Annotated in this window: 21 protein-coding genes; 9 read left to right on the forward strand and 12 right to left on the reverse strand. The window is 47.7% G+C overall.

The window, feature by feature from the left end; genetic code table 11:
- Window positions 1–54: 54 nt before the first annotated feature.
- The 7 genes from CZ360_RS05520 to CZ360_RS05550 form a co-directional block, all read right to left on the reverse strand.
- Window positions 55–1,251, reverse strand: coding sequence for a S41 family peptidase (locus CZ360_RS05520; protein ID WP_077533198.1), 1,197 nt, complete (start codon window positions 1,249–1,251; stop codon window positions 55–57).
- 81 nt (window positions 1,252–1,332) lie between these two features.
- Window positions 1,333–2,694, reverse strand: coding sequence for a murein hydrolase activator EnvC family protein (locus CZ360_RS05525; RefSeq protein ID WP_159438123.1), 1,362 nt, complete (start codon window positions 2,692–2,694; stop codon window positions 1,333–1,335).
- 30 nt (window positions 2,695–2,724) lie between these two features.
- Window positions 2,725–3,957, reverse strand: a complete 1,233-nt coding sequence (locus CZ360_RS05530; protein ID WP_077533200.1) for a permease-like cell division protein FtsX — start codon at window positions 3,955–3,957, stop codon at window positions 2,725–2,727.
- Window positions 3,947–4,630, reverse strand: a complete 684-nt coding sequence (gene ftsE, locus CZ360_RS05535; RefSeq protein ID WP_077533769.1) for a cell division ATP-binding protein FtsE — start codon at window positions 4,628–4,630, stop codon at window positions 3,947–3,949. Before ftsE ends, CZ360_RS05530 begins: the two co-directional genes overlap by 11 nt.
- Before the next feature lie 236 nt (window positions 4,631–4,866).
- The gene (locus CZ360_RS05540; protein ID WP_077533201.1) at window positions 4,867–5,952 is read right to left on the reverse strand and encodes a PucR family transcriptional regulator; all 1,086 of its coding nucleotides are present in this window, start codon (window positions 5,950–5,952) and stop codon (window positions 4,867–4,869) included.
- Window positions 5,953–6,289: 337 nt separating this feature from the next.
- On the reverse strand, window positions 6,290–7,408 hold the full coding sequence (locus CZ360_RS05545; RefSeq protein ID WP_077533202.1) for an ABC transporter ATP-binding protein: 1,119 nt from the start codon (window positions 7,406–7,408) through the stop codon (window positions 6,290–6,292).
- Window positions 7,409–7,591: 183 nt separating this feature from the next.
- Window positions 7,592–8,326 (reverse strand): pseudouridine synthase, encoded by a 735-nt coding sequence (locus CZ360_RS05550; protein WP_205411106.1) that lies wholly within the window; start codon window positions 8,324–8,326, stop codon window positions 7,592–7,594.
- 152 nt (window positions 8,327–8,478) lie between these two features.
- On the opposite strand from CZ360_RS05550, the gene CZ360_RS05555 reads away from it, so the two are divergent.
- The 4 genes from CZ360_RS05555 to CZ360_RS05570 all read left to right on the forward strand — a co-directional run bounded on the left by CZ360_RS05555 (window position 8,479) and on the right by CZ360_RS05570 (window position 10,864).
- Window positions 8,479–8,949, forward strand: a complete 471-nt coding sequence (locus tag CZ360_RS05555; RefSeq protein WP_077533203.1) for a DUF4830 domain-containing protein — start codon at window positions 8,479–8,481, stop codon at window positions 8,947–8,949.
- A gap of 291 nt (window positions 8,950–9,240) precedes the next feature.
- A complete protein-coding gene (locus tag CZ360_RS05560; RefSeq protein ID WP_077533204.1) occupies window positions 9,241–9,456 on the forward strand; it encodes a helix-turn-helix domain-containing protein in 216 nt (71 codons plus the stop codon).
- Between the two features lie 174 nt (window positions 9,457–9,630).
- A complete protein-coding gene (locus CZ360_RS05565) occupies window positions 9,631–10,260 on the forward strand; it encodes an LptM family lipoprotein (RefSeq protein WP_077533205.1) in 630 nt (209 codons plus the stop codon).
- A 7-nt stretch (window positions 10,261–10,267) separates the two neighbouring features.
- Window positions 10,268–10,864 (forward strand): hypothetical protein, encoded by a 597-nt coding sequence (locus CZ360_RS05570; protein WP_077533206.1) that lies wholly within the window; start codon window positions 10,268–10,270, stop codon window positions 10,862–10,864.
- 50 nt (window positions 10,865–10,914) lie between these two features.
- Here CZ360_RS05570 and ilvD read toward each other — a convergent pair whose 3' ends face one another.
- Entirely contained in the window at window positions 10,915–12,588 is a 1,674-nt protein-coding gene (gene ilvD, locus CZ360_RS05575; protein WP_077533207.1) for a dihydroxy-acid dehydratase, read from the reverse strand.
- Between the two features lie 254 nt (window positions 12,589–12,842).
- Here ilvD and fba point away from each other — a divergent pair, with 254 nt between their 5' ends.
- A complete protein-coding gene (gene fba, locus CZ360_RS05580; RefSeq protein ID WP_077533208.1) occupies window positions 12,843–13,706 on the forward strand; it encodes a class II fructose-1,6-bisphosphate aldolase in 864 nt (287 codons plus the stop codon).
- Window positions 13,707–13,858: 152 nt separating this feature from the next.
- Here fba and CZ360_RS05585 read toward each other — a convergent pair whose 3' ends face one another.
- A complete protein-coding gene (locus CZ360_RS05585; RefSeq protein WP_077533209.1) occupies window positions 13,859–14,068 on the reverse strand; it encodes a helix-turn-helix domain-containing protein in 210 nt (69 codons plus the stop codon).
- 24 nt (window positions 14,069–14,092) lie between these two features.
- Complete coding sequence (locus tag CZ360_RS05590) at window positions 14,093–14,335, reverse strand: helix-turn-helix domain-containing protein (protein WP_077533210.1); 243 nt, start codon at window positions 14,333–14,335, stop codon at window positions 14,093–14,095.
- Between the two features lie 136 nt (window positions 14,336–14,471).
- On the opposite strand from CZ360_RS05590, the gene CZ360_RS05595 reads away from it, so the two are divergent.
- Complete coding sequence (locus tag CZ360_RS05595) at window positions 14,472–14,717, forward strand: AbrB/MazE/SpoVT family DNA-binding domain-containing protein (RefSeq protein WP_159438125.1); 246 nt, start codon at window positions 14,472–14,474, stop codon at window positions 14,715–14,717.
- Between the two features lie 15 nt (window positions 14,718–14,732).
- Here the strand turns inward: CZ360_RS05595 and CZ360_RS05600 are convergent, their stop codons facing one another.
- On the reverse strand, window positions 14,733–15,428 hold the full coding sequence (locus CZ360_RS05600; protein WP_077533212.1) for a DUF6062 family protein: 696 nt from the start codon (window positions 15,426–15,428) through the stop codon (window positions 14,733–14,735).
- Between the two features lie 109 nt (window positions 15,429–15,537).
- On the opposite strand from CZ360_RS05600, the gene CZ360_RS05605 reads away from it, so the two are divergent.
- Window positions 15,538–16,344, forward strand: a complete 807-nt coding sequence (locus tag CZ360_RS05605) for a DNA-3-methyladenine glycosylase family protein (RefSeq protein ID WP_077533213.1) — start codon at window positions 15,538–15,540, stop codon at window positions 16,342–16,344.
- 76 nt (window positions 16,345–16,420) lie between these two features.
- On the opposite strand, the gene CZ360_RS14355 is transcribed toward CZ360_RS05605, so the two are convergent.
- The gene (locus CZ360_RS14355; RefSeq protein ID WP_077533214.1) at window positions 16,421–16,636 is read right to left on the reverse strand and encodes a helix-turn-helix domain-containing protein; all 216 of its coding nucleotides are present in this window, start codon (window positions 16,634–16,636) and stop codon (window positions 16,421–16,423) included.
- A 116-nt stretch (window positions 16,637–16,752) separates the two neighbouring features.
- Between CZ360_RS14355 and CZ360_RS05615 the strand changes: the two genes are divergently transcribed.
- Together CZ360_RS05615 and CZ360_RS05620 are read left to right on the forward strand one after the other, a co-directional pair.
- Window positions 16,753–16,995: a helix-turn-helix domain-containing protein gene (locus tag CZ360_RS05615; protein ID WP_077533215.1), complete on the forward strand. Its 243-nt coding sequence runs from the start codon at window positions 16,753–16,755 to the stop codon at window positions 16,993–16,995.
- A 559-nt stretch (window positions 16,996–17,554) separates the two neighbouring features.
- Window positions 17,555–17,827 (forward strand): hypothetical protein, encoded by a 273-nt coding sequence (locus CZ360_RS05620; protein WP_159438127.1) that lies wholly within the window; start codon window positions 17,555–17,557, stop codon window positions 17,825–17,827.
- The last annotated feature ends 3 nt before the right edge of the window (window positions 17,828–17,830 follow it).

Here is a 17,830-nt window from a genome sequence, read left to right on the forward strand (position 1 = left end):
GGAAAAATAGGAAAAGCCGAAGAGATTTTCTCTTCGGCTTTTCTTCGTTTATCATTAATTTTCCAGTGAGTTAATGACTTCAATTGCTTTTGCAAGCTGTGGGTCGGTGGACGGATCGCTTGAGTCAAGCGCCTGTTCCTGTTCGGCAGTGAGTTCTACCTCATAGTCCGGCGCAATACCGATCCCATTGAAGTTTTCACTTTTCGGCGGGTTAAAATACCCGGTGGTGATCCGGATCGCGCTGCCGTCACTCAGCGCATAGGTTGTCTGCATGACGCCCTTTCCATAGGTTGTCACACCGACAGACTGCGCCTTCCCATAATCCTTCAGTGCAGCTACAAAGAGCTCGGAAGCGGACGCTGTTTTTGCGTTGGTAACAGTAATCATCGGCAGTTCGATTTGGCTGTCATCTGATGTGGCCAGTACCGACTCTTCACCCTTGGAATTGGTTTCTGTTGCAATAGTACCAGACGGAAGGAGATAATCCAGCATTTCGGTAACGGAATCAATGGTGCCGCCTGTATTGTCGCGCAGGTCAAAAATAAGGCCCGCAGCTCCGTTTTGCACTGCGTTATCGACTGCCTGCTTAAACTGTGCCGGAGTGTTTGCGTTAAAGTCTTCAATTTTAATATAGCAGTTTTGATCGATCATCCAGCTTTCCACACTTGGGATTTCTACCTGTTTTCTCTGAATTTCATAGTCAGTATCCACACCGTCACGGCGGATAGTAACCTTAACCTTTGTGCCGGCTTCGCCCTGCATCAGGTTAACCGCCTCGTTTGCACCGACCTCAGCGACGTCTTTATCGTCGATCTTGACAATCACATCATCCTGTTTGAGTCCGGTTTCCTCTGCCGGGCCTCCGGCATAGACAGAAGCAATCACCATATAACCGCTGGACGGGTCTACACTGACCTGAACGCCAATGCCGACCAACTCGCCCTTTTTCTGCAATAGATCGCGCTCATATGCCTCTTTGTCAAGGTACTCTGCATATGGATCGTCCAGACCGGCAATAATTCCGCTGGCCAAGCCATTTTTAAGCTCATCCTCATCGATTTCAAACAGATAGTTATTTCTTACCAGCTTATCAATTTCCTGAACCTTTTTATACATGTCCTCGCGCTGGCTGACATTTGAAATCATTTTGTTGAAAACACCCTGAGAAAAAAGCATCGTAACAACAAATGTAATACTAGCTACTACTGCCATAAAGGCAATCGCAGCGCCAAGTGATATTTTTTTATTCATAAACTCTTCCTTTCTGGGGTACAAGCTTGATGCGGAACAGAATCCCCTGCGGTATCGCAGGGGATCGTGCTGTTAGAATGTCTAAGTAATATAAGGCAAAGGATTGATCCGGGTGCTGTTGCTGGCCCCAGTGCTCAGCTCAAAGTGAAGATGTGCACCGAAAGAGTTGCCGGTATTTCCCATATAAGCGATAACCTGCCCCTGGTTGACCCACTGCCCCTCACGTACTGCAATCGAGTTACAGTGTGCATAGCGGGTATATGTCCCGGTTTCCGGATGATAAATTCTGACCATATTGCCGTAGCTTTGCATCCCGGTCTTGGTATGTCCGTCCCAATACTGGACGTCAACGACCTTTCCGGTACGGGAGGCAAAGATACTGGTACCAACAACGCCAGTACTCAGATCGACCCCGCGATGCCCAACATATCCGCCGTAGGCACAGGTAACGTGGCCGCCATTCAAAGGCCAGAGATATCCGCTTGCAGATGGCTTCACATCGCTTGCGCCGCCACTGTCTGAATTTCCTCCGCCGGAATTGCTGCCTCCGCCGCCGTGGGATTCCTCCCATTCTTTTTCTGCTTCTGCGGCTGCATCCTGAAGTTTTTTGATATCAGCCTGGGTTTCTTCGATCAAGGCGTCATTCTCTCTCATTTCTTCTGACACTTCACTCTGGCGGTCAGTGATCTCGTCAATCTTGATGCCGGACTTTTCATACAGATCCGCAAGCTCGTCCTGCTTGTCCTCATAACCGGCTTTTACATCGACCAGTTCTGCCTTTTGATCTTCTTTCTCCTGCTTAGCCTCTTCGAGATCCTGTTTATCATCTTCCAGCTTCTTCTTGAGCTGTTCCAGATCCTTATGCTGCTGATCAAGCTCCGCAAGCAGCTGCTGGTCGCTTTCGGAAATAGTTTTTACTGTTTCTGTGGCAGAGAGGAAATCTGAGAAGGATTCTGCTCCGAGCAGCATAGCGAGAACAGAGTTGGAAGAGTTCGCGATATACATTGTATCAAGCCGATCCTTGAAGAGCTCATCATTTTCTTCAATCTCTGCTTCCTTCTCTTTGATATCCTTGTTGGTCTGATCAATTTCATCCTCTTTGTCAGAGATTTTTTGATCGGTTTCCTTGATCGCTTGATTCACAGTATCAATCTGATCCTGATAAATTTCGATCTGTTCTTTTACATTGTCGATTTGTTTTTCATAGGAAGCCTGTTTGTCCTTTTCATCAGCAAGGTCATCCTTAAGCTGCTGCTGTTCCTTTTGCAGCTTTTTCTGCTTGTCCTTTAAATCCGCAAGCTCGTCCTTGAGCTGCTGTTCTTCCGATTTTGCCGAAACCTGCTGCGGGACGGCTGTATAAGCGCTGGCCGCAAACATCATAACCAGTGCAGTAAGTACGGCGACCACGCGAAGCAGTCCATGACGTTTTGTCGAGGAAAACATAATCATTTCACCTTTCTTTTCGATTATATCCTATACTCTGATATGGTTGCGGATACTGACAAGACTTCCCGCTACACCCAATGTTACGCCTGCACCTAGGAAGAAGACGGCAAGCCTTGGAGCAATCTGTTCAAACGGAATAATGCTCTGGAAAGCTGCCTTAATCCAGGAAGAGGCCGTATTCATAAATGAGGTCATGAAATAGGAGTAACCTCCCCAGATAATCAGGTAGGCAACAATAGCTGAAATCACTCCCAGACAGATTCCCTCCACAATAAACGGAAGGCGGATAAAGGAATTGGTAGCCCCTACATATTTCATGATATTGAGTTCCTTCCGGCGGCTGAAAATGCTCGCGCGGATGGTATTGATAATAATAACTAAAGAAACAATTGACAGAGCGGCCACAATAGACCAGCCGACTATATTAATGATTCGGCGCAGGCCGGTAAGGGTGGTCGCCACCTCGTTGGAAGCATTTACGAGTTTAATCCCATGAATCTGCTCCACTGCGGAAGCGGTCTCCTGCAGCTTGCTGAGATCCTCGATTTTAATGACGAACGAATTTCGGATAGGATTGTCCGCGCCTGTATAATCATCCAGAAGATAACCGAGGTCGCCAAAGGATTCCTTCTGGCTTTCGATCCCTTCCTCCTTGGAAACAAAGCGAACCTCTACTACATTTGGAATCTGCTCCAGCTCTGCCTGGATATCCTGAATCAGTCCGTCCCAATAAACTACCGGTACGCCCTCTGCCGGTTCGGCAGAATCAGTGTCTGCGGTATCCGGCTCGGAAGAATCAGTTGTCCCATCCTGCGCTGAACCAGAGTCAGCAGAAGAGGTATCACCAGTGTCGCCAGGCTTTTCAAAGGAAGCAATTGATTCGGATCCAAACAGCGTGGTTAACTCCTCTTCGGTAATTCCGCTGTCAATTAGGGATTGGCGAAACTCCTCCTCCGTTTTCCCGCTTGCTTCATAGTCCTGCTGGATTCTCAGCGCAGTGATGCGGTTAAAGCTTTCCACATCCGGGACAGGGCTGACAAATTCTTCTGTTTCGCCGCTTTTATACATAAAAGCAACCATCTCGTTTTGAGATTCGACATATCCCACGATCTGATTGATATTTTCGGTTACCAGAACAGCGAACCCGACAATTAACAGGCAGGCTGTCAACACACCGACGCTTGCAAGCGTCATCATGCGGTTTTTCCATAGGCCGGAAATGCCCTGGCCTACTAAATATTTTGCACTGTTAGCCTTCATCGTGACCTCCTATGTAATCATCAAACACGACCTCGCCGTGCTCGATGCTGATGGTGCGGCCGCCGAAGTAACGCACGATATCGTGCTCATGAGTTACCATAAGGATGGTGGTGCCGCAGGCATTAATGCCTTTCAGGAGTTCCACGATCTCATAGGAAAGCTCCGGGTCAACGTTGCCGGTAGGTTCGTCTGCTATGATCAGGGGAGGATTGTTGACAAGCGCCCGTCCCAGAGATACACGCTGCTGTTCACCGCCGGATAGTTCATGCGGGAAACGCTTGGCCTTTTCTGTCAGGCCCATCAGCTCCAGAATATAGGGGACGCGGGTACGAATATATTTATTAGACGCATTGGTTACACGGAGACTGAACGCGATGTTGTCATAAACGTCAATTGTTGGAATCAGGCGGAAATCCTGGAATACCACGCCCAATGAACGTCGAAACTCCGGGATTTTCCTGCGTTTTAATTTGCTGAGATCATATCCATTGACAAACACCTTTCCAGCGGAAGCGATTCGTTCACGCAGCAGGAGCTTAATGATAGAGCTTTTGCCGGCTCCTGAAGAACCGACCACAAAAGCAAATTCGCCTTTGTCGACTTTCAGGTTGATATGATTCAGCGCAGTAGTTTCATTATTGTATTTTAAAGAAACGTCGACTAGTTCGATCATAATAGTATTCATGCCTTTGCTGAACAAAGGCCTCCTTTCTGAAAGCTAGCGGTGACAGCCGCCAGCCTTTGCGATCCCAAGCCGATTCCTACCTGCCTAAGCAGGAATAAGATACAGGTATTCTATCTTCCAAAAGACACGAGAACCTGTCCGGCACGGGGAAAATGAAAGACAACACAAACAAGCAAAAGGGAATTCCCGTTTTGCTTGTTTGCTTTACACTATACTGTCAAGGATTAAAGTTTTACCGGATTTGAGGTCAGGTATTTTTTCACCATTAACGCAATCTTAAAGACAATCGCATGGTCGAATTCCCGTAAGTCTAAACCGGTCAGCTTTTTGATTTTTTCCAGCCGGTACACTAAGGTGTTTCGGTGTACAAACAGTTTTCTGGAGGTTTCGGAAACGTTTAAATTGTTCTCAAAGAAACGGTGAATGGTGAATAGGGTTTCGTGATCGAGGGAATCGATAGAGCCCTGTTTGAATACTTCCTTCAGGAAGGTTTCACAAAGGGTAGTTGGCAACTGATAAATCAGACGCGCAATCCCCAGGTTGTCGTAGGATACGATAGCCTGTTCATTATCGAATACTTTTCCAACTTCCAGCGCAACCTGCGCTTCTTTAAAGGACTTGGCAAGATCCTTGATACCGGAAACACTCGTACCGATTCCAACTACCGCTTTCGTGTAGAATTCACTGCTGAGTGTATCCACGATAGAGCGCGCAAGCTTTTCCAGATCCTTGGATTCGATCCCGGCGCGGATTTCCTTGATCAAAACAATATCGGTTTCACTGATATTAAAGACAAAATCCTTCTGCTTGTCCGGGAACAGATTCTGGATTACGTCATAGGCGGAGACATCATTAGTGGAAACGACACGGATCAGCAGCGCGACACGGCTTGCATCAGTGTTAAAGTGCAGCTCTCTTGCCTTAATATAAATATCGCCCGGCAGGATATTATCCAGCACAACATTTTTTACAAAGTTGTTGCGGTCGTATTTTTCATCATAATACTGCTTAATAGTGGAAAGGGTGATCGCAAGGATCTGGGCATATTTCGCTGCCACTTCGTCGACACCTTCAACAAAGACAGCATAATCCGGTTTGATGTGAGGGCCAAACGGTTTGTAGGTATAACCATCCCGGATGAACGTGTCATGAGATTCGGAAAGGTCCAGTGCAATAAATTCATTGGTAGAACCAATCTTGGATAATTCGCTGCAGGAAATAATGGTAGCGGTTTCATCCACGACACCGATCACGCGGTTGATGGTATCACGCATTTGGTGCATCACGCCTTGGAAAAGTCTGTTTGACATAATATTTCCCCTCTTTTTTGTGAAAATAGTTGATATCTGATAGAAATTTGGACATAAGATACCTAATCATAATTATTGTAACTAAAATTTTTGAATTTTGCAACCCAAATCACAAAAAAAGCTACAGAAACCTGAAAAGTTCTCAAGATTTACATATGGAGTTCCTCTGAATTTGTAAATATCAGAGAAAAATATTGAAGTTATTCCCAAACTTATTACAAATTGTAACATGTTTTTTATAAAAAGATGTTACAAAATCTTTAACTTCTTGTGGAAATATCAGGAAAAATAAAAGCAGGAAACGGCTTGCGCCGTTTCCTGCAAATCTGTTTTCAAATTAGTTGCAGATAACTTTTTCAGTTTCTTTGTCAAACAGATGAATGTTGTTAACGTCGATCGCAATTTTGATGTTGTCGCCCGGTTTTGCAGTAGTTCTCGGAGAAACTCTAGCAGTCAGGTTAATGCCATCCAGGGTCAGATACAGATATGTTTCAGCACCCATCATTTCAGTTACGTCTACGTCACAGTCAACAACACCAGTGGTAGCAGCAGACAGGAACATTTCCTCGTCGTGGAGATGTTCCGGACGAACACCAAGGATAACTTCCTTGCCAACGCTTTCTTTTACAGCGTCGTTTACTTTGCTTTCCGGCAATTCAACAGTGTAGACCTTTTCATTGCCGAATTCAACAGCATATTTTCCGCCGTTGTCAACCAATTTTGCATCGATGAAGTTCATCTGAGGAGATCCAATAAATCCAGCTACGAATACGTTGCATGGGCTGCTGTACAGGTTCTGCGGGGTGTCAACCTGCTGAATGAAGCCGTCTTTCATAACAACGATTCTGGTACCCATTGTCATAGCTTCTGTCTGGTCATGGGTTACATAGATAAAGGTTGTACCCAAGCGCAGGTGCAATTTAGCAAGCTCGGTCCTCATCTGTGCACGCAGTTTTGCATCCAAGTTGGAGAGCGGTTCGTCAAGCAGGAATACCTGAGGTTCACGAACGATCGCACGACCAAGAGCAACACGCTGTCTCTGACCACCGGAAAGAGCTTTCGGTTTTCTGTCTAACAGGTGAGCGATATCCAGGATACGGGCAGCTTCTTCAACACGTTTTTTGATTTCATCTTTCGGAGTTTTTCTCAGTTTCAGACCGAAAGCCATGTTTTCAAAAACTGTCATGTGCGGATACAGAGCGTAGTTCTGGAATACCATTGCGATGTCACGGTCTTTCGGAGCAACGTCATTTACGAGCTTGTCGCCAATGTACAGTTCACCTTCGGAAATTTCTTCCAAACCAGCGATCATACGCAGGGTTGTAGATTTACCACAACCAGACGGACCAACCAGGATGATAAACTCTTTGTCTTCGATATCCAGGTTGAAGTCAGATACAGCAACTACGTTTCCTTGATATTTTTTATAAATACCTCTAAGTGATAAACTTGCCATAATTATGGACCTCCCAATTTGATAATTCGTTTTCGAGAACAGAATTATTTTGTTTTAATGTACTATAACTATACCAGACTTTTTTAAAAAATAACAGTAGTGTATTGTCCAAAGTTTTAAAAAAGAGTTTATATAAAATGCCCAATTCCCAAAAATAAAGGGAAAATCTTGTGCAAAATTCGGTTATTCTGCCCCTTGCCCTTCCAAAAGTTTCTGGATATCTTTGTGCAAAAGTGCTTTACAGCCGCCTTCCGGCAGATCAGGGTCAAGGCACAAGCCGCCCATTTTTATCCGCTTTAAGGACAAAACATGCCGCCCGCAGGCCGCCGCCATCCGCTTGATTTGATGGTATTTTCCCTCATGCAAAATGATTTCCACAATCGGATTCTGCCCATCTTTAACCGTTTTTATCCATGCGGGGAGACAGGTAAAGCCGTCTTTTAATGTAACTCCCTTTTCGAACTGTGCGGCCGTTTCTTCTGAAATCGGCCCGTCGAGGACAGCATGGTAGGTCTTTGCAATATGCTGCTTCGGGGAAAGAATCCGGTGGGCAAACTCGCCGTCGTCCGTTAAAAGGACAAAGCCGGTAGTGTCCTTGTCAAGCCGCCCGGCAGGGAACAATCCGGGCCGGTACAGCTCCTCCGGCACCAGGTCGAGCACGGTTTTCTGGGAACGGTCCTCCGTTGCGCTGACCACTCCCCGCGGCTTGTTCAGCATCAGGTAAAGATGCTTTTGATAGCCGATCCGGGTTCCGTCAAGAAAAATTTCATCCCGTTCCGGATCGATTTTCAGGTCTGCTTTCGCAGGGACGGCGCCGTTAACCGCCACCCGTCCCTGCTTGAGCAGCGTGCGGAATTCCTTCCGGCTGGCGAGGTTCTGGCTGGAAAAGAAACGATCCAGCCGCATATTCTGTGCCAAAGCGTATCCCCCTTTTTTGCTTTCTTTTATTGTAGCCTAAGAAACTCTCCGGCGCAAGAGAAAAAGATTGGGTTTTGCGGCAAGTTTTGAAAAAAACTGCATATAAATGCTGTAGGAAGGAACGGAGGGGAGTTACCGTGTTTATTGTGTCAATGAAAATGAGCCGGAAGAAGATCGTCGCCTGTATTACCGGAGTAGTAGCGGTAGTGGCGGCAGTGGTGGTGCTGACGGTCAGCGGTCTGGGCAAAACCGCAGAAACAGGGGAAAGGGTGTCCAACGTCATTAAAGAGACCTCAGACGTCGCCGCCTTTCTTAAAAATTTTGGATGGGAAACGTCGTCGGAGCCGTGCGAAATGGAAGACGTTATGATCCCGACTGAGTTTAACGATGTTTATACCCAGTATAATGAAATGCAGAAGCAGCAGGGATTTAACCTGGAGGAGTACCGCGGCGAATGTGCGAAACGGATCGCCTACGAGGTCACTAACTATCCGGGACAGGAGGAAAATGTCCGCGCGAACGTCCTGGTGTATGACGGAAAGGTGATCGGCGGCGACATCTGTTCAATTGAGTCGGACGGCTTTATCCAGGGCTTTGAGCGTGCGGAAGAGCAGGATACATAATATAAGGAAGATTGATGGAGAAAATCCGGCGGACACCCGCCGGATTTTCTGCGCAAAAGAACCCTACTCTTTTTGCGCCAAAAAGAGTAGGCAGAAAAGGGCGTTTAAGAGGGGCGCTCCATCTCTTGACAAAAAGGGAAATAAAGTCGCGCCCCTCTTAAAAATCACCCCCCTGTTCTAGAAAAAAGATTATCTAATGAGTTTTAGATATATGGGGATTCTAATCCTCTTTTTAGCAAATAGTTTTTGCTTTATACTATTAACTAAAAAAGTAGAAGGTGGCAGCAAGTGATGATATCCTATAAACCGTTATGGGAAACCTTGAAAGAAAAAAACATGTCAGCATATAAGCTGATCCGATATCATGCCTTCAGTGCCAATACCGTCTACCGTCTGCGCCATAATCAGGGAATATCTACTGCTTTACTGGATAAGCTTTGTACATTGCTTGATTGCCGGGTAGAGGACATTATCGAACATATCCCTGACCGAAATGAAAAATTTTAGCTATGGGGAGATTTCTGGCATTTTTCGCCTGATGCAGTTACCGAGGCGGAATTGCGCGGTTTTGACTTTATCAACAAACATGATAATTTTCTTAAAAAATCACGCGGTCACTTCCTTTTCCGGAAAACCCTTGTTATAATGGAAGAAAAGAGAACAGGAAGGGAGCCAAGAGCGATGAAAAGGATTTTTGCGTGCATGCTTTCCGCCGCGCTGATTTTCAGCCTGGCGGGGTGCTTCAACCGGGACGACGAGCTTACCGCTGAAAAGCCGGTCATTTACCTGTATCCGGAGCAAGAGACAGAGGTTGCGGTAAGGCTTGACTATGACGGCAGACTGACCGCCGCATATCCGGCCTATCAGGACGGCTGGACGGTCACCGCACAGCCGGACGGAACCCTGACCGACCAAAAAGGGATGGAATACCGTTACCTGTACTGGGAGGGGACAGACGAAACCCGGTATGATTTCAGCAGGGGTTTCTGTGTGAAGGGCGGGGACACCGCCGCGTTTTTGGAGCAGGCGCTGGCAGAGATTGGGCTGAACCGCGCGGAGGCAAACGAGTTTATCATTTATTGGCTGCCCCGGATGGAGGCAAACGAATGGAACCTGATTTCCTTCCAGCAGGAGGCTTACCGGGAGAGCGCGAAGCTGATAGTTGACCCGGCGCCGGACTCTATGCTGCGGGTATTCATGGCGTGGAAGCCGGCAGAACAGAACATTCCGATTGAGCCGCAGGAATTTGAACCGTTTGATCGGGACGGGTTTACCGTTGTGGAATGGGGCGGCTGTGAGGTGAAAGGATAAGATAAGGATGAAGAAACGATATATTGCCCTGGCAGCCGCGGCGGCGCTGTGCCTGTTATCGGGCTGCGGGCGAACGGAATACTATCATGGCTATCTCACCGGCACGAGCAGTATGCCTGCTGAAAGCGGCAGCGGCAGGCCGAACTACAGCATCCCTCTGACCACCGCGCCGGAAATTGCTCTGACAGACGCTTTATCGTCGAAGCAGAGTGAGTTTATTGTGCAATCGGGGAATTTTAGCTGGAGCTATCAAAAAAATGATAAGCTGGAAAGCATCATTGCCTGCGGGACACATCCGTTAGACCAAAACCAGCAAAAAGGGAATAAGCTGAAAATTCCGGAGTATCAGGGGACAGACGCGGTTTTCTATGTCATTTCCTGGATTGTAACGCCGGATAAGCTGACTGTCCGGGAATGGGATATCTCAAAGCTGGGAGATACAGAGGCGGCGCCGGACGCGGAGAACACCTATGAGGACGCGACGATGGCGGAGCTCAAGCCGGGCAAGGTCTACGAGCTTACCGCCGTATGGGATGAGGAAAAGCTCGATCAGAATCAATTTTACGGGGAAGCCAGCTATACGTTGCTGACCGAACAGGGATAAAGAAAGAACGGCACTGCAATTTTTGCAGTGCCGTTTTCTTATCAATGGAGTTATTTTACTTCCGGTGCTTTCAGGATTGCGCCCTGGTTTCCGGAGGTGACAAGGGAGGCATACCGCGCCAGATAGCCGGTGGTGATTCTCGGCTGTCTCGGCTTCCAGGCAGCGCGCCGTTTTGCAAATTCCTCGTCGCTGATCTTAACATTAATTTGATTTGCCATGATATCAATTTCAATGATATCGCCGTTTTCAACCAGCGCGATTGGGCCGCCGACCGCAGCTTCCGGGGAAACATGCCCGATGGCCGCGCCGCGGGTTGCGCCGGAAAAGCGTCCGTCGGTAATCAATGCGACGGTGCTGCCGAGTCCCCGTCCCATGATTGCGGAGGTCGGGTTGAGCATTTCTCTCATGCCGGGGCCGCCCTTCGGGCCTTCATACCGGATGATGACCACATCGCCGTCTACAATGTCTCCGCCGTTGATGGCGTTCATGGCGTCCTCTTCACAGTCGTAAACCTTAGCGGGGCCGGAATGCTTGAGCATTTCAGGCGCAACCGCGCTTCTCTTTACCACACAGGAGTCCGGCGCCAGATTGCCCCGGAGAACTGCGATGCCGCCGGTTTTGGAATATGGGTTTTCCACAGGACGGATGACCTCTGGATTTTTGTTGACGCTGTCTTTGATGTTTTCTGCGACGGTTTTGCCGGTGCAGGTGATCAGATCTGTTTTCAAAAGCCCAAGCTTATTGATTTCGTGCATCACCGCATAGACGCCGCCAGCCTCGTTCAGATCCTCAATGTGGTGCGGGCCGGCCGGAGCGAGGTGACAGATGTTCGGGGTCTTGTCACTGATTTTGTTCGCCATATCAAGGTTTAGTTCCACGCCCGCCTCATGCGCAATCGCCGGCAGGTGGAGCATGCTGTTGGTGCTGCACCCGATGGCCATGTCCATGGTCAGCGCGTTATAGAACGCATCCTCGGTCATGATATCGCGCGGACGGATATTGCTGCGGAGGAGCTCCATGACCTGCATCCCGGCATGCTTTGCCAGCCGGATTCTCTGGGAATAGGCCGCAGGGATGGTGCCGTTGCCCGGCAGCGCCATGCCGAGCACTTCGCTCAGGCAGTTCATCGAGTTGGCGGTATACATCCCGGCGCAGGAGCCGCAGGTCGGACAGGTTTTTTCTTCAAATTCCTCCAGCTTTTCCGCAGAGATTTTCCCGGCTATGTAAGCGCCGACCGCTTCTGACGCGGCGGAGAAGCTGACCTTCTGGCCGTCCACCGTACCAGCGAGCATCGGCCCGCCGCTGACAAAGATGGTTGGGATATTGAGGCGTGCCGCAGCCATCAACAGGCCGGGAACGTTTTTGTCGCAGTTCGGGATCATGACGAGCGCGTCAAACCCGTGCGCCATTGCCATCGCCTCAGTCGAGTCGGCAATCAGATCGCGGGTGACGAGGGAATATTTCATCCCCTGGTGTCCCATTGCAATCCCGTCGCAGACGGCAATCGCCGGGAATACAGCAGGTGTGCCGCCCGCCATGGCGACGCCTAATTTTACAGCGTCGACCAGCTTGTCAATATCCATATGCCCCGGAACGATATCGTTCTGGGAGCTGACAATCCCGACGAGCGGACGGGACATTTCCTCTTTGGTAAACCCAAGGGCGTTAAAAAGCGCGCGGTGCGGCGCATTCTGCACACCCTGGATGACGGATTCACTTTTCATGGTGCTTCATTCCTTTCAAGCAGTTCGCGGCCGGTTTAGTCCGGCTTTTGCAGATGAAATACTACTATTTTTGTATTTGTCTTTTATTTTAGCATGGAACAACCAATTTGTAAATAATTGATTCAGCAGAGAAAAATTAGCAGAATCGGCCTGCCTCTATTGATTTTTACTGAAAAAGCGGTTATAATGAAAGAAAGTTAAAAAATTATCAACGCCCGGCGAGCTCCGCCGGGGAATAAACGGAGGTAACAAATATGTTAGTATCAGCAAAAGATATGCTGACCAAAGCAAAAGAAGGCCACTATGCAGTCGGTCAGTTCAACATCAACAACCTGGAATGGACGAAAGCAGTTTTACTGACTGCTCAGGAATTGAATTCCCCGGTCATCCTTGGTGTTTCTGAAGGCGCTGGAAAATATATGGCAGGCTATAAAACGGTTGTCGGCATGGTCAACGGAATGCTCGAAGAGCTGAACATCACAGTGCCGGTTGCGCTCCACCTGGATCACGGCTCCTACGAAGGCGCGAAAGCCTGTATCGAAGCTGGTTTCTCCTCCATTATGTTCGACGGCTCCCACTATCCGATTGAAGAAAACATCGCGAAAACCAAAGAGCTGGTTGCAATCACCAAAGAAAAGGGAATGTCCATTGAGGCGGAAGTCGGCTCTATCGGTGGCGAAGAGGACGGCGTCGTCGGAATGGGCGAATGCGCTGATCCGGAAGAATGCAAAATGGTCGCTGACCTTGGCGTTACCATGCTGGCTGCCGGAATCGGAAACATCCACGGCAAATACCCGGACAACTGGGCCGGCTTAAGCTTTGAAACCCTGGACGCCATCCAGCAGAAGACCGGCAAAATGCCGCTTGTTCTCCACGGTGGTACCGGAATCCCGGAAGATATGATCAAAAAGGCGATTGACCTCGGCGTTTCCAAAATCAATGTTAACACAGAATGCCAGCTTACCTTTGCTGCCGCGACCCGTAAATACATTGAAGAAGGAAAAGACCTGCAGGGCAAGGGCTTTGACCCGAGAAAGCTCCTGGCTCCCGGCTTTGAAGCGATTAAAGCAACTGTTAAGGAAAAAATGGAGCTGTTCGGTTCCGTCAACAAGGCGTAAGCGGGAATCTTCTCGATCCTGCCTGGCGTGATTTTGAAATAGTTATAATGAAGGAAGCGTCTCATGATTTTTTCATGAGACGCTTTTTTGTTGAAACGGAAGCGCTTTACTCTTTTTTCACCAAAAAGAGTAAGGGGAAATCTCCCCATGCACTAGAGATGTTTTTTGTTTGTACGACCTAACAAATAATCAACGCTGACATGATAAAGATCTGCTAACGCACACAAAACATGAGGTAGAATCATTCTTTCGCCTGATTCATAATAAGCATAAGTCCTTTGTGGAACATTGATTGCTTCACCGACTCGCTTTTGTGTCCAATCCCTATCTTCTCTTAAATTCCGAATTCTTTCATATTTCATAGAACTCACCATGTCTTTTAAAAGTCATTCGATTTCCTGTTCGAGATTACGAAAAAGGTTGCAATTGAAGAAGTCAATAATATTGATTTCCAAACCGTCACAAAGTTTTTTGATCGTTGCAATCGTAGTGCTATTATTTCTACCGCTGATAATATTATTAATTGTAGATTGTGTCACACCGCTAATTGTTCCGAGTTTATTAATTGTAATATCTCTGCTGTCACATAATTCCAAAATTCTCTCGCGAACTGCTTCACCTATTTTCATAACCAGTCACCTCATTAACTTTTTTGAGTTAATAAAAGCTTATGCGATTTAACTCAAAATAGTTACCTCAATTGAGTTGATTTTTTGTGTAGAAAGATTATAATTAACTCAAAAGAGTATGTTTGAGGTGATAATCATGAAAATAAAAATAGATTCCATCGGGCGGGTAGTGATTCCCGTCCAGATACGGAAATATTTAGAGCTGCGATCCGGAGACTGCTTGGACGTATTCTTTAGCGAGGAAGGGATCGTTATGAAAAAGAGGGAAAAAACATGTATGATATGCCATACGGAAAAAGACCTTGTGAGGATTGGGCGGCACGCACTTTGCGGCAAATGTCTGAAAAAGCTGGCCGCCAGGCAAAAGAAAAGAAGCGGCTGATTTCAGCCGCTTCTTTTAATCCTCTGTTTTTCGTGAGGTTAAAAAATAAATCGCGCGTTCGATGGAATCCTTGGAGTTGCCCCAGTCCGCGTCCGCGCCGGCGTTGCGGTAGTCGAACATCTTGCAGTAGTGGGATACGTCCCCGGACAGTGTTTCCAGGTATTGCCGGCATAGGCGGGTGCATTCCTTAATAAAGGCGCTGCGGTATTTTTTGTCCATGTGCTCGCCGGCATAGGCGGTCAGCTCCTTAAAATGGGGCAGGCAGAGCAGCTCCTGCCCGGCGAAAAGCTGACGGAATTCCTCGCTTGCGGCATACTGGCGCATGATAGTGTCGAACATGGTTTTCTGTGCCCAGTCGATCTTTCCGCAGATAAAGCAGCTTTCCTTTTCCGCAGGCTCGCCCTTTTTCCCAAACAGCCCGCCCTTGGACGCGCTGCCCGGCTTCATACCCTTTTCCTTAATTTCGATCAGGTGGCTTTCGAGCATCAGGGCAAGGGAAAGCCGGTTCTTCCGCTTGAGCATCATGCCGTAATGAAGGCGGCAGAAGCCCTGCCTGTTGGTTTCCACCCGGACGTCCGGCTCCATCATTGCCGCGCCCATAATATATTCCACACTGCGTTCCTCCAGCGTATCCCGCATCGTGCAGATCGGGCAGCCGCATTTCGGCTCGAACACCTCGTTTACCGGGATTGTATAGATACTGTCTCTCATTTGGCCTGGTTCCTTCCATAAATATGTTGTTTCCTATTATACCATAATTGTGTTATAATGAAAAGCAAAAGCGGATTCTGTCGAATCTGCAAAAGAAAGGAACCGGCCTATGCACGAGATTACCCTGACAATCCCTCATTTTTCCCTACGGGACACCCTGCTTTGCGGACAGTGCTTTCGATGGGAGGAAAACCCGGACGGGAGCTTTTCCGGCTTTGCCGGAGCGCATTACGCCGATATCCGGCAGGCGGGCAGCCAGGTATTGATCGCCAGCAGCCAGGCGGACGCAGGATTCTGGCACGCTTATTTTGACCTCGATACCGACTATGAGGACGCCAAGCGCCGCTTGTACCGTTACCGTGCCATGCGCGGGCCGATTGACCGGGCAGGCGGGATCAGGCTGCTCAGGCAGGATCCGTGGGAGGCGCTCTGCTCCTTTATTATTTCCCAGAACAACAATATTCCCCGGATCAAGGGGATTGTCGGGCGGCTTTGCGAAGGGTTCGGCAGCCCGGTTCCCGGCGGATTTTCCTTCCCTGCCCCGGAACGTCTTGCCGGCTGTACAGCCGATGATCTCGCGCCCCTGCGCGCGGGCTTCCGGGCGAAGTATATCCTCGACGCGGCGAAAAAGGTGGCGGACGGGACAATCGATCCCGCGCGGATTGCACATTCGTCTACCGGGGAGGGCGAGGCGGAGCTGATGCAGATTCTGGGCGTTGGGGTCAAGGTGGCGCAGTGCGCGCTGCTTTACGGCTTCCACAAGCTTGACGCATTCCCGGTGGACGTCTGGATGAAAAAGTCCCTGGCGCTTTATTTCCCGAACGGGTTCCCAAAGCAGGCGAAAAAAATCCAGGGCATCGCCCAGCAGTTTTTATTTCACGATATTCGCACCTATCAGGAGGAAAGAAGCGGCTGATTTCAGCCGCTTCTTTTATTACGGAGGAGCGCCGTTCTTTTTGTGTTAAAAAGAGTAAGGAGAAACCACCCCATGGCTAAGACTTTTCATTTTGGTCAGGGATATATTCGATGACGTTGGATATATCACATGCAAGATATTCGCAGAGCCGATTAAGCGTTTTGGTTGTAGTTCTTCTGTTATGGCATAATCGGCTTACTGTGCTTTCGCTCATTCCGTAAATCGTAATTAACTGTCTGGATGTGATTCCGCGATTTTCCAATGTGTTCCATAATGGCTTATAAGATATCATGTTTTACCTCCTATTGGATTTGTATATATAATATTTTATCAGAAATACTATAATTACGCAAGCGCGTATACGCGCAAATGTAAATACTTCTAGAATTATTTCTGGAGGTAACTATTATGAAAATCAAAGAGGCTATTGTGGTTAGAATTCAGGAACTTTGCAAACAACAAGATATGAAATATAATCAGCTTGCTACAAGAGCTGGTGTGACTCCATCAACAGTTTACAGCATGATGGATCCTTCAAGAAAAGACTTATCGGTGATTACACTTAAAAAATTGCTTGACGGTTTGGAAATCAATATGATTGATTTTTTCAATTGCGACCTTTTCCGAAATCTTGAACAGGAAATCGAATGATATTCAGAGGTATAATTGATCCAAAGTGGGTGATGTCATGGAAAAGTTTAGAATAAAAACTGAAACGGAAAAGATTTCTTCGATTAATCGAACAATCAGGATCAACCTGAGACTTATGATAAATTAATGGAATTAAGTGAAGAGACACAAGTATCGTGTAATAAAATTGTTCAGCAATGTTTAGATTATGCCTTATCAAATTTGGATGAAACAGGTAAATAGATTTAGCTGCCTCCCGGTGTTCGCCGGGAGGTTCTTTTTTGCCGGAATTCGAGCGAACCGGACTAAATTCGACGACAAATTTCGTCACAGATTTTAAAAATATACAAATAGTAGCATTTTGGAATTCTTTTTCAACAGGGGCGAAAAAATGTTCTGATCTCGAAAAGACCGGGGTTTTTCACACTTTCAACAGACTTTTCAACCAAAAATCAAAAAGTTTTCCACTTCATCAACCGAGTTGTCAACAATTTTTTCCACAAGGTAAAAATTACTGCCTGTATACATTTCCATAAATTGGCAACAATCAAAACAGAAGAAAAAACGCTTGGAAAAGGGAATGATTGGAATGCTAAAAGGAGTCAACAAACGGATTATAGAGGTGAACCGCCCGGATGACCGCTATTTTGAAAAGGTGATCTTTTTTCTGAATCCCCAGGCGGAGCAGGATGCCCTGGCAGCGCTCCGGCGCAGTGAGGAATATCTGAAAAGTGCCGGGCCCAAGGTGCGGAAAAAGCGCAGGCTGAAGGGATGCTGGAAGCTGCTGTTCCAGCTTACGGCCGCTGCCGCTGCCGGAGGGATTTTGTCGGTGGCGCTGACCAGCCTTTCTTAAAAA

The organism is Massiliimalia massiliensis (genome assembly GCF_900155615.1).
GTDB classification, from domain to species: domain Bacteria; phylum Bacillota; class Clostridia; order Oscillospirales; family Ruminococcaceae; genus Massiliimalia; species Massiliimalia massiliensis.